9 protein-coding genes are annotated in these 11,566 nt (G+C 60.3%); 7 read left to right on the top strand and 2 right to left on the bottom strand.

Going from position 1 to position 11,566, the window contains the following annotated elements:
• Positions 1–31 precede the first annotated feature (31 nt).
• Positions 32–1,174: an ABC transporter ATP-binding protein gene (potA, locus tag BM382_RS06815; RefSeq protein WP_011060637.1), complete on the bottom strand. Its 1,143-nt coding sequence runs from the start codon at positions 1,172–1,174 to the stop codon at positions 32–34.
• A gap of 232 nt (positions 1,175–1,406) precedes the next feature.
• Entirely contained in the window at positions 1,407–2,162 is a 756-nt protein-coding gene (locus BM382_RS06810; RefSeq protein ID WP_011060638.1) for a gamma-glutamyl-gamma-aminobutyrate hydrolase family protein, read from the bottom strand.
• 266 nt (positions 2,163–2,428) lie between these two features.
• Here BM382_RS06810 and BM382_RS06805 point away from each other — a divergent pair, with 266 nt between their 5' ends.
• From BM382_RS06805 to BM382_RS06770, 7 genes are all read left to right on the top strand, one after another.
• Complete coding sequence (locus tag BM382_RS06805) at positions 2,429–3,805, top strand: glutamine synthetase family protein (protein WP_011060639.1); 1,377 nt, start codon at positions 2,429–2,431, stop codon at positions 3,803–3,805.
• 33 nt (positions 3,806–3,838) lie between these two features.
• The gene (locus BM382_RS06800) at positions 3,839–5,329 is read left to right on the top strand and encodes an aldehyde dehydrogenase (protein ID WP_072442414.1); all 1,491 of its coding nucleotides are present in this window, start codon (positions 3,839–3,841) and stop codon (positions 5,327–5,329) included.
• A gap of 55 nt (positions 5,330–5,384) precedes the next feature.
• Entirely contained in the window at positions 5,385–6,665 is a 1,281-nt protein-coding gene (locus BM382_RS06795; protein ID WP_072442412.1) for an NAD(P)/FAD-dependent oxidoreductase, read from the top strand.
• Between the two features lie 249 nt (positions 6,666–6,914).
• Complete coding sequence (locus BM382_RS06790) at positions 6,915–7,463, top strand: cupin domain-containing protein (RefSeq protein ID WP_011060642.1); 549 nt, start codon at positions 6,915–6,917, stop codon at positions 7,461–7,463.
• Between the two features lie 149 nt (positions 7,464–7,612).
• A complete protein-coding gene (locus tag BM382_RS06785; RefSeq protein WP_072442409.1) occupies positions 7,613–8,548 on the top strand; it encodes a PoNe immunity protein domain-containing protein in 936 nt (311 codons plus the stop codon).
• A gap of 1,083 nt (positions 8,549–9,631) precedes the next feature.
• Positions 9,632–10,606, top strand: a complete 975-nt coding sequence (locus BM382_RS06775; protein WP_011060644.1) for a quinone oxidoreductase family protein — start codon at positions 9,632–9,634, stop codon at positions 10,604–10,606.
• Positions 10,603–11,529, top strand: a complete 927-nt coding sequence (locus BM382_RS06770) for a LysR family transcriptional regulator (RefSeq protein ID WP_072442407.1) — start codon at positions 10,603–10,605, stop codon at positions 11,527–11,529. Before BM382_RS06775 ends, BM382_RS06770 begins: the two co-directional genes overlap by 4 nt.
• Positions 11,530–11,566: the final 37 nt, after the last annotated feature.

The raw sequence follows: 11,566 nt of genomic DNA, 5'->3' as shown, positions 1-11,566 counted from the left end.
TTCTGATTGAAAGTGCTCATGGTCGATGTACTCATGCTCGCAGTACCACGCCGCTGTCGTCTTCCCACCAGACGTAGACTTCGTCATCCCAGGTCGGCCGCGAGCCACGGCGCTCGGCGTTGGCCATGAACGACTGGACGATCTTGCCGCCAGGCAGCTCGACGTAGAACACCGAGTGACCGCCCAGGTAGGCGATGTCATGCACCTTGCCCTTGGACCAGTTGTAGCGGGCGTCGGGCTTGAGGGTGGTGACCAGCATCTTTTCCGGGCGGATGGCGTAGGTCACCGACTTGTCCTGCACCGAGGTGCTGACCCCGTGGCCGACGTAGATCTGCTGCTCGAGGTCCGCGCAGTCGATGATGGCGTAGCCTTCCAGGTCTTCGGTAACGGTGCCGTCGAAGGCGTTGACGTTGCCGATGAATTCGCACACCAGGCGGCTCACCGGCGCTTCGTAGATGTCCACCGGGCTGCCGGTCTGGGCGATCCAGCCCAGGTGCATGATGGCGATGCGCTGGGCCATGGTCATGGCCTCTTCCTGGTCGTGGGTCACCATCACGCAGGTCACGCCCACGCGCTCGATGATCTCCACCAGTTCCAGTTGCATCTGCGAGCGCAGCTTCTTGTCCAGGGCGCCCATGGGTTCGTCCAGCAAGAGCAGCTTGGGGCGCTTGGCCAGGGAGCGGGCCAGGGCCACGCGCTGGCGCTGGCCACCGGAGAGCTGGTGCGGCTTGCGCTTGGCGTACTGGGTCATGTGCACCAGCTTGAGCATTTCCTCGACCCGGGCGTCGATCTCGCTGGCCGGCAGGCGGTCCTGCTTGAGGCCGAAGGCAATGTTCTGGGCCACGGTCATGTGGGGGAACAGGGCGTAGGACTGGAACATCATGTTGATCGGCCGCTCGTAGGGCGGCATGTCGGTGATGTCCACGCCATCCAGCAGGATGCGGCCTTCGGTGGGGCGTTCGAAGCCGGCGAGCATGCGCAGCAGGGTGGATTTGCCGGAGCCGGAACCGCCCAGCAGGGCAAAGATCTCGCCTTGGTGGATCTCCAGGGACACATCGTCCACGGCCACGGTTTCATCGAACTTCTTGGTCACGCGGTCGATCTTGACCAGGACCTTCTGCGGGCTCGGAGTGCCTTCGAGGGCCTTGCGGTAAGTGCTGGAGGCGTTTGCCATGTGAAACTCCCAACAGGTGTCAGCAGCCCGATCAATTCGGCCGGGCCTAAAGGTTGATTGCCAGCCCGCAGTGAGTGCGGGCTGATTCGGCGCTGCCTCCCTGGCGGCCTGACGCTATTTGTTGTTGTGGTCTTGCCGTGTGTTGCTCACGCTGGACGACGGGCGCGCACAGGCGCGCTCGCCGCGGGGCAGGGCGTGATGAATCGTCTGGGTTATGGCCGCGGCCGGTGGTTCAGCGCCGTTGTGCGGCCCGTTGCCGGCAGGCGTCGCCAAAGGCCTGGAAGATCCGCAGGTAGGCCGGGTTCGACAGCACCTGCCATTCCGGGTGCCACTGCACGCCGAAGGCGAAGGCCTTGCTGTGTTCCACCGATAGCGCCTCGATCAGGCCGTCCGGGGCCACGGCCTCGACCCGCAGGCCGGGGGCCAGGCGGTCGACGCCCTGGCTGTGGATCGAGTTGACCTGGATCTCGCCGCCCAGGCCCATGGCCTCGAACACACCGCCGGGCTGGATCGCCACCGGGTGCGCCGGGGCGTACTGCACTTCGATGCGCGGATCGTCGGCTTCGCGGTGGTCCATGTAGCCCGGCAGTTCATGCACCTTCTGGTGCAGGCTGCCGCCGAAGGCCACGTTCATTTCCTGGAAACCGCGGCAGATGCCGAGCACCGGCACGCCGGCGGCAATCGCCGCGCGCAGCAGGGGCAGGGTGGTGGCATCGCGCTGCGGGTCGTGGGCGGTGCCCGGCTCGCTGGGAGTGCCTTGGTAATGGAAGGGTTCGACATTGGATGGCGAGCCGGTAAACAGCAGCCCATCCACTTGCCGCAGCAGATCGTCGATGTCGATCAGATCCGCCAGGGAAGGAATGATCAGGGGCAGGCCCTCGGCCGCGACGCTGACAGCACGCAAGTACTTGTCGCCGCTGACGTGGTAGGGGTGCAGGCCGATCTCTTTGACGCACGCAGTAACGCCGATCAATGGCTTGAATGCCATTTTTATCACCTCGAAATTCACGCTGGAACGAGTTTTTCCAGAGCTTATCCTCGTTGATTTTAATTAACAACTTTCATGTAAAAAATTCTAAACATTATCTGCTTGAAACCCGCAGGCGGCGCGGATTGCGCGGCGTATCGACCTTTAGTGGGGCAAAATAATTGACGAATGGTGGCTGCTGTTGGCTATTGACTCCGGTTTTTCTTTCGGGTTGACTGCTGGCGTGTCACAGCAGTGAACATAATAATTAACACAATAGGTGCATCATGTCGGTCCCCCCGCGTGCCATTCAACTCAATGAAGCCAATGCCTTCCTGAAAAAACACCCCGAGGTTCTCTACGTCGATCTGCTGATTGCAGACATGAACGGTGTGGTGCGCGGCAAGCGCATCGAGCGCACCGCGCTGCACAAGGTCTACGAGAAGGGCATCAACCTGCCCGCCTCGCTGTTTGCCCTGGATATCAACGGTTCCACGGTGGAAAGCACCGGCCTGGGCCTGGACATCGGTGATGCCGACCGCATCTGCTACCCGATCCCCGGCACCCTGAGCGTCGAGCCCTGGCAGAAGCGCCCCACCGCGCAACTGCTGATGACCATGCACGAGATCGAAGGCCAGCCGTTCTTCGCCGACCCTCGCGAAGTGCTGCGCCAGGTGGTGAGCAAGTTCGACGAGATGGGCCTGACCATCTGCGCCGCCTTCGAGCTGGAGTTCTACCTGATCGACCAGGACAACGTGAACGGCCGTCCGCAGTCGCCCCGTTCGCCGATCTCCGGCAAGCGTCCGCATTCCACCCAGGTCTACCTGATCGACGACCTCGACGAGTACGTCGACTGCCTGCAAGACATCCTCGAAGGCGCGAAAGAGCAGGGCATTCCGGCCGACGCCATCGTCAAGGAAAGCGCCCCGGCGCAGTTCGAAGTCAACCTGCACCACGTCAGCGACCCGATCAAGGCCTGTGACTACGCAGTACTGCTCAAGCGCCTGGTAAAGAACATCGCCTACGACCATGAAATGGACACCACCTTCATGGCCAAGCCTTATCCGGGCCAGGCGGGCAACGGCCTGCACGTGCACATCTCGATCCTCGACAAACAGGGCAACAACATCTTCGCCAGTGAAGACCCAGAGACCAACGAAGCCCTGCGCCATGCCATCGGCGGCGTGCTCGACACCCTGCCGCAGCAGATGGCTTTCCTATGCCCCAACGTCAACTCGTACCGCCGCTTCGGTGCGCAGTTCTACGTGCCGAACTCGCCGACCTGGGGCATCGACAACCGCACCGTGGCCGTGCGCGTACCCACAGGTTCTGCCGATGCGGTGCGCATCGAGCACCGGGTGGCTGGCGCCGACGCCAACCCTTACCTGCTGATGGCTTCGGTGCTGGCGGGCATTCACCACGGCCTGACCAACAAGATCGACCCGGGCGCGCCGGTTGAAGGCAACTCCTACGAGCAGAACGAACAAAGCCTGCCCACCAACCTGCGGGACGCCCTGCGCGTACTGGACGACAGCGAAGTGATGGCCAAGTACATCGACCCGATGTACATCGACGTGTTCGTGGCCTGTAAGGAAAGCGAGTTGGCGGAGTTCGAAAACTCCATCTCCGACCTGGAATACAACTGGTACCTGCACACGGTCTGATGACCGTGTCACTTCCTGCGTTGAGTATTTGCCATGACTAAATCCCGCAGCGACTGGGAGCAGCACTTCCAGTCCCTCAGCCTCGAAGGCCGTGCCTTTATCGACGGCCAGTACTGCGCCGCCGCCAGCGGTGCCACCTTTGAATGCCTGAGCCCGGTGGACGGGCGCTTCCTGGCCAACGTCGCCAGCACCGATCAGGCCGATGCCGATCGTGCGGTGGCCGTGGCGCGCCAGGCGTTCAACAGTGGCGTCTGGTCGGGCAAGGCCCCGGCCGAGCGCAAGCGCATCCTCACGCGCTTTGCCGAACTGATCCTTGAGCACCAGGAAGAACTGGCGCTCCTGGAAACCCTGGACATGGGCAAGCCGATTGGCGACTCCATGGCCATCGACATTCCGGCCACGGCCAACGCCATCCGCTGGAACGCCGAAGCCATCGACAAGCTCTACGACGAAGTGGCGGCCACGCCCCACGACCAGCTGGGCCTGGTGACCCGGGAACCGGCAGGCGTGGTGGCGGCCATCGTGCCGTGGAACTTCCCGCTGATCATGGCCAGCTGGAAGTTCGCCCCGGCCCTGGCGATGGGCAACTCGTTCATCCTCAAACCGTCGGAAAAGTCGCCGCTGACCGCGATCCGCATCGCCCAGCTGGCCCTGGACGCCGGTATCCCCAAGGGCGTGTTCAACGTCCTGCCGGGTTACGGCCACACCGTCGGCAAGGCCCTGGCCCTGCACATGGACGTGGACGTGCTGGCCTTCACCGGCTCCACCGCCGTGGGCAAGCAGTTGCTGGTGTACTCCGGCGAAAGCAACATGAAGCGGGTGTGGCTGGAAGCCGGTGGCAAGAGCCCCAACGTGGTGTTTGCCGACGCCCCGGACTTGCGCGCAGCGGCTGAAGCAGCGGCTGCGGCCATCGCCTTCAACCAGGGCGAAGTCTGCACCGCCGGCTCGCGCCTGCTGGTGCAGCGCTCGATCCGCGAGCAGTTCATCCCGCTGCTGGTGGAGGCCCTCAAGGGCTGGAAACCGGGCCACGCCCTCGACCCCGAGACCCGGGTCGGCGCGGTAGTGGACCAGCGCCAGCTGGAGAACGTGCTGCGCTACATCGACATCGGCAAGGAGCAGGGCGGCCAACTGCTGGCCGGTGGTGCCCGTGCCCTGGAAAGCACTGGCGGCCTGTATGTCGAGCCGACGATCTTCGACGGCGTGACCAACGCCATGACCATCGCCCGGGAAGAGATCTTCGGCCCGGTGCTGTCGGTCATCAGCTTCGATACCGAAGAAGAGGCGCTGCAGATCGCCAACGACAGCATCTTCGGCCTGGCGGCCGGGGTCTGGACCGCCAACCTCAGCCGCGCCCACCGTTTTGCCCGTGGCCTGCGGGCCGGCAGCGTATGGGTCAACCAGTACGACGGCGGCGACATGACTGCGCCGTTCGGCGGCTTCAAACAGTCCGGCAACGGCCGCGACAAGTCGTTGCACGCCTTCGACAAATACACCGAGCTCAAAGCGACCTGGATCAAGCTCTAACTCTTATAACAACAGCGGCGGCGGGCCTGGGCCCGTACCCGCTGGGGAATTTCTCATGCAAACCTACGTGAACAGCTACTACGCGGCGACCCGCAACCAGAACACCGACTACCCGCAACTCGAAGAGTTGGTGGAGTGCGACGTCTGCGTGATCGGCGCCGGCTACACCGGCCTGTCCTCGGCCTTGTTCCTGGCGGAAGCGGGCTATAGCGTCACCGTGCTGGAAGCGGCCAAGGTCGGCTTCGGCGCCAGCGGGCGCAACGGCGGGCAACTGGTCAACTCCTACAGCCGCGACGTGGACGTGATCGAAGAACGCTACGGCGAAAAAAGCGCCGAAGTGCTCGGCAGCATGATCTTCGAAGGCGCCGACATCATCCGCCAGCGCATCCAGCACTACGACATCCAGTGCGACTACCGCCCCGGTGGCATCTTCGCCGCCCTGAACAACAAGCAGCTCAAGGGCCTGGCGGAACAGAAGCGCAACTGGGAGCGCCTGGGCAATAACAACCTGAAGATGCTCGACAAGGCGCAGATCGACCGCGAAGTCGGCACCAAGAACTACATCGGCGGCCTGCTGGACATGCAGGGCGGCCACATCCACCCGCTGAACCTGGCCCTGGGCGAAGCCAGCGCCATCATCGGCCTGGGCGGCAAGATCTTCGAACAGTCGGCGGCGGTGGAAATCACCTACGGCGAACCCAACGTGGTGCGCACCGCCAAGGGCGTGGTCCGCGCCAAATACCTGCTGATCGCCGGCAACGCCTACCTGCAGCAGGACCTCGACCCCCGCGTGACCCGCAAGAGCATGCCCTGCGGTTCGCAGATCGTGGTCACCGAGCAGTTGCCGGAACAACTGGCCCGCAGCCTGATCAGCAACAACTACTGCGTGGAAGACTGCAACTACCTGCTGGACTACTTCCGCCTGACCGGCGACAACCGTCTGCTGTACGGCGGCGGCGTGGTCTACGGCGCCCGGGAACCGGATGATATCGAGCAACTGATCCGGCCGAAGATCCTCAAGACCTTCCCCCAGCTCAAGGACGTGAAGATCGACTACCGCTGGACCGGCAATTTCCTGCTGACCATGTCGCGCATGCCGCAATTCGGCCGTATCGAAAAGAACGCCTACTACATGCAGGGCTACAGCGGCCACGGTGTTACCTGTTCGCACCTGGCGGGCAAGCTGATTGCCGAAATGATCCGCGGCGACGCCGAGCGCTTCAACGCCTTCGCCTCCCTGCCGCACATGCCGATGATCGGCGGGCGCACCTTCCAGGCCCCACTGACCGCCATGGGCGCCGCGTACTACGCCCTGCGCGACCGCTTCGGCATCTGAATGTGCACGCGGCTACAGCCTCCACCCTGTAGCCGCTGCCGCAGGCTGCGACGAGGTCCGCAGGACCTCCCGACGCCCCCCGACAACGCCCACATTTCCCCCGCGGCACCCCTCATCGCCAGTCTTTACAGCTTGCCTGTCAAACATGTTTAAATAGCCGCCTTTTCAGGCTCCAGGGCAGCCAAATCGCGACGTTCGCGACCCAACCGCCGCAAAAATACCCTTAAGTACTTCTCACATAAGGCTGTTATGGACACGGGCACCCGACTCAAACTCGTTCGCGAAAGCTACAAACTCTCCCAGCGCGAGCTGGCCCGTCGTAGCGGCGTAACCAATGCCACCATCTCCCTGATCGAACAGAACCGCGTCAGCCCCTCCGTCAGCTCCCTGAAAAAGCTGCTGGAAGGCATCCCCATGTCCCTGGCCGACTTCTTCACCTTCGACCAACCGCCCCGGGAGCACCAATACGTGTTCCGCGCCAACGAACAGCCCGACCTGGGCCGCGACGGCCTGCGCCTGTTGATGATCGGCGCCCCGGTGGCCAACCGGCAGATGCGCTTTCTGCGCGAGCAATACGCCCCCGGCGCCAGCTCCGGCGAAGAAGCCATCGTGCATGCCGAAGGCGAGGAGTGCGGCCTGGTGACCCGCGGCACCGTGGAGTTGACCGTGGACGGGCAAGTCAGCGTGCTCAACCCGGGGGATGGCTATTACTTCCCCACCACCTTGCCCCACAGCTTTCGCAACATTGGCCAGGATGAGGCGGAAATCATCAGCGCCAACACCCCGGCGAACTTCTAAGGGGCCGGGTAACTGATCCGGCTCGACCTGCTGCAACCCTATCCAGCCTGCGCCTTGTGTCGCGGGCTTTGTTTTTTAGACCGGTGACTGCGCGTTGCCGCGCTTGCCGGCAACGCCTGGAGCGGGCGCCGTTCAGGTAAGGAAGACCCATGACCAAGGACAGACGACAAGCATTCCTCAGCGCAGAACGCCTTGCGAACTTCTTCAGCAACTACCAGCACAGCGTGGAGTTCTTTGCCGAAAACACCTTTGAGTCCGACTCCGAAGCCCAGGAAAAGTCCCTCAGGGCCCGGCATTTCCAGAAGTGGATCTTCAAGGAAATCCTCATCCGCTACACCGCCGGCCACAGCATCGACCTGCTGATTCCCCTGCTGGAAACCCTGGTGGACAGTTACGAACACCTGCAAAGACAACTGGCTGAATACAACCAGATTCCGAACATCACCCCCTTGGCGATCGACGACTGGCTCGACCATTACCAAGAGTGCGTCCAGGTGTTCAGCCTGTGCATCCTGCTGCACCGCAGCGACCTGCTCCAACGCTTCGTAGCCCTGATCGACCCCGCAGGCTACGCCGGGGACGACACCCTCTACGAAGACCTGCTGAGCAAACTGCTGCCCGACCGATATGACGTCGATGACTGGTACCACGACGTCTACACACCGCTGATACAAGCCATCTACGCCGACGACCCGACCAAGGCCAGCGGCCTTTTGCAGCAGTACTGTGACGACTGGTACCCCGCGTTCGAACAGGCGCCCTGGCACGACAGCCACCTGCAAGGGGACGAGGGCAGCTATTGCGGGTATTGGGCGTTCGAGGCGGCAGCCATCGCCTTTCTGTATGGCATCGATGACAGCGGGGTCGAGCATAGGGTCTATCCCAAGGATCTGGTGGCCTATGCGAGGAACCTTCGGCCGAGCCACCCGAAACGTGTAGCGCCGGTGGTGGCGGGGGAGACCTGTAGTAAGGCCGGTTATTGGTTTACCCCGGCGGCGCCGGAGTCGCGGCGCTACTTTGCGCAGGGGGAAGTGATGCCGGCGTTTGAGGGGGGAGCGGTTTGGTATTGGGTCGCGCAGGGGTAGAGGGGAGGCGGGGCAGTCATCCGTAGTAGCGTTTTCCAACGCTAGTTTCTGGTCGAGTGCAGAAGGGGCTGCTATCGACTCAACGGCATCCTGAGAGAAATCTCGGCCATCCGAGTAAGGCTTCAAATCGCAGGACAAAGAGCCTGCGGGCGGTTCAACTGCTGCTCGGCCATTCGACGCTGGAGAGCACCGTTCGATATCTGGGTATTGAGACCGATGATGCCCTGGAGAGGGCGAAGCAGACTGAGGTTTGACCATGCATAGCGACGGCCGAAGACGGGCCGTCGCTAACCGGTACCGATCAGTTATTTAATGAAACTTTGAAGAGACTCGGACTGTGAAACTCAAGAAAACGACAGCTGGTGACATCGTATTGATCCCTGTAGAAGGAGGATTTAAGCCAGCCAAGGTTTTGTATGTATCAGAGCGACACAAAGACACCATTTTGCTTGGAATATATAAATTTTTTCTACTGAACAAAGACTTCCGGACGAGTTACCTGACAGATTTGATCTCCTGCTTTACACATCAAAAGCACCTATTCAAAACAAACGCTGGCACTACGTTGGGCACGAGGATTTAAGAAGCACTCAGACAGACCTAGATCTTAGAGTTGTAGCTGGGGAGCTGTGGAAAGGTGATGTTCATATCGGCGCTGCATCAGACGAAGATAGAAAAAGCTTGCCTGAAATGCTGGTAGTGGGAGCTGGGCTAGTTGAAAAAAAGGCCACTGCATTGAACTGAAGAACGCAAAAGGATCTACAGGCCGCGGTTCTACTGAACCGCCTCTTGATACTCAATGACTGCATTTGGCCGATTTCTACCGTTCGTGACAGGCCGCAATCGGCCAGAAGCGGTCGCTCCTGAACTATTGAATCGACTCGTTGCGCACACGTAGCAGCTACTTTTTTCCCTCAGCTCTGTTCGCCCCTCATCGTCTTGCGCTGCAGTTGATTTAACGATGCTATTGCTGCAATTAATGCATTAATGTTCTGCATTAAGCCCATCTTGTTCATCTGAGGTTAAGTTCTCACACTGGCGGCATCGGCTTGGAAACAGCTTCTGACTGTGGAGAAAATTACCATGATATCCGCTATCCGTTTTAACCAATTCGGCGCGCCTGAGGTTCTGAAACTGGAACCAGTGAATGAGCAATTGCCAGGGCCAGGTGAGGTTTGGATTGAACAGGAGGCCATTGGGGTCAACTTCCTCGACGTGACTCAACGAAAGGGCGTAACGCCTGTTGCGCTGCCATCCGTTCTCGGATTAGAGGGAGCCGGACGGGTCGTCATCATTGGTGAAGGTGTCAGTAACGTTCAGGTTGGCGATCGTGTCGCTTATGCCACCGGACCTATAGGATCATACGCGTCCGCCCGACTTTATCCGGCAGAGCGGCTGGTGAAGATACCCGAAACCTTGTCCTTCGATGATGCTGCCGCTGTCATGTTCAAAGGCATTACAGCGCAGTACTTGCTAAAAACCACCTATCCAGTAACCCACGGCAAAACTGTCCTGATTTATGGTGTGGCGGGAGGATTGGGAGAGATCATGGTGCCCTGGGCCAAACACCTTGGGGCGACAGTGATCGGTGTAGTTTCAAAACAAGCCAGTGTTGAAAAAGCACTGACATCAGGTTGTGATGAGGTACTGGTGTTCGACGCCAACAACCTGGCATCCGAGGTCAGTCGTATTACCCAAGGCCGAAAGGTCGATGTGGTCTATGACCCAATCGGACGTGCTTCCTTCGAGGCGTCTTTGGATAGCCTACGCCCACGCGGACTGATGGTATCGTTTGGGGCATCGTCAGGTGCGCCCTCGGCTGTTGAGTTGTCAACGCTTAACGCTAAAGGATCGCTGTTTCTGACGCGTCCATCGCTTGCAGCGCACACCGCCAGCGCGGCTGAATATCAAGAGCGGGCACAGGATGTGTTGGCAGCTATAGAGTCGGGGATTATCAAACCTCGTATCTGGGCCAGCTACGCTTTGAAAGATGCATCGCTGGCGCACACAGCGTTGGAGTCGGGGCAGTCCTCAGGAGCTATCATTCTAAAACCATGAATCTTGACGTTCTGAATAATCAGCACAGTGACGAAATCGCTGCGTTTCTGGCCGTTGCCTCGCAAGGCTCCTTTGTCGCTGCAGGCAGGCTTCTGCAGCGACACCCTACCATCGTTTCGAAACGACTGGCCGCGATGGAAAAGCGCCTGGGAGTCCGTCTCGTCGAGCGCTCCACACGGCAAGTCCGAATTACGCAAGTGGGCTCCAAGCTTGAAGAGCGTTTGCGCGCGGCCATAGACCTGATGGATGCAGCTCAGCAGCAGGCGGCGGAAGGTGCTAACGAAGTTCGAGGTACCTTGCGACTCGCTCTGCCGGCAGCTATGGGACGGCGATGGCTTGGCCCCATGTTGCCGGAGTTTCTCAGGGATCATCCGCACGTCTCGATTCTCGCAGACTATAGCGAACGCCTGGTCGACATCATTGACGAAGGATTTGACGTTGCGATCCGGATCGGAGAACTGGAAGACAACCGACTAATAGCAATGCAACTTAGTGACCATCGCCGGATTCTTTGTGCTTCGCCGGCGTATATCGAAAAGCACGGCATGCCCGAAACCCCACACGACCTGATCGAGCACAATTGTCTTCGCTTCAGTGGTCTTGCGTCTTTTCCGCAGTGGAAACTTTATCGCGGCAGCGAATTCCAGACCGTCTTGCCAAAAGGAAACCTGACGGCCAACGACAGCGAATCATTACTCGCCGCGGCTTGCGCTGATTCAGGAATATTGGGTGCTGGCGAATGGTTGATACGTCATGACATTGCGGCCGGAAAGTTGCTTCATGTTCTCCCGGACTGGCAGCTGGACACCGCCGGAGGGGTTTATCTGGTCAGACCCTCATCTAAGTTTCCCAGCGCCGTAGTAACGGCCTTCAAAAAATGGGTCGAATCAAAATTTATTCCCGCGCCCCCATGGGCAATTTAGCCGTCGGATAATTCTCACTTCAAAGAAATGGAGGCCC

Origin of the sequence: Pseudomonas sp. NFPP25, assembly GCF_900116505.1 — a bacterium.
Taxonomy (GTDB): domain Bacteria; phylum Pseudomonadota; class Gammaproteobacteria; order Pseudomonadales; family Pseudomonadaceae; genus Aquipseudomonas; species Aquipseudomonas protegens.
Note: the sequence above shows the minus strand (reverse complement) of the source record. Positions and strands in the feature narration are given on the sequence as shown.

Excerpts from the sequence above, each read along its gene's own strand:
- potA (WP_011060637.1), bottom strand. The coding sequence starts at position 1,174 with ATGGCAAACGCCTCCAGCACTTACCGCAAGGCCCTCGAAGGCACTCCG.
- BM382_RS06810 (WP_011060638.1), bottom strand. The coding sequence starts at position 2,162 with ATGGCATTCAAGCCATTGATCGGCGTTACTGCGTGCGTCAAAGAGATC.
- BM382_RS06805 (WP_011060639.1), top strand. The coding sequence starts at position 2,429 with ATGTCGGTCCCCCCGCGTGCCATTCAACTCAATGAAGCCAATGCCTTC.
- BM382_RS06800 (WP_072442414.1), top strand. The coding sequence starts at position 3,839 with ATGACTAAATCCCGCAGCGACTGGGAGCAGCACTTCCAGTCCCTCAGC.
- BM382_RS06795 (WP_072442412.1), top strand. The coding sequence starts at position 5,385 with ATGCAAACCTACGTGAACAGCTACTACGCGGCGACCCGCAACCAGAAC.
- BM382_RS06790 (WP_011060642.1), top strand. The coding sequence starts at position 6,915 with ATGGACACGGGCACCCGACTCAAACTCGTTCGCGAAAGCTACAAACTC.
- BM382_RS06785 (WP_072442409.1), top strand. The coding sequence starts at position 7,613 with ATGACCAAGGACAGACGACAAGCATTCCTCAGCGCAGAACGCCTTGCG.
- BM382_RS06775 (WP_011060644.1), top strand. The coding sequence starts at position 9,632 with ATGATATCCGCTATCCGTTTTAACCAATTCGGCGCGCCTGAGGTTCTG.
- BM382_RS06770 (WP_072442407.1), top strand. The coding sequence starts at position 10,603 with ATGAATCTTGACGTTCTGAATAATCAGCACAGTGACGAAATCGCTGCG.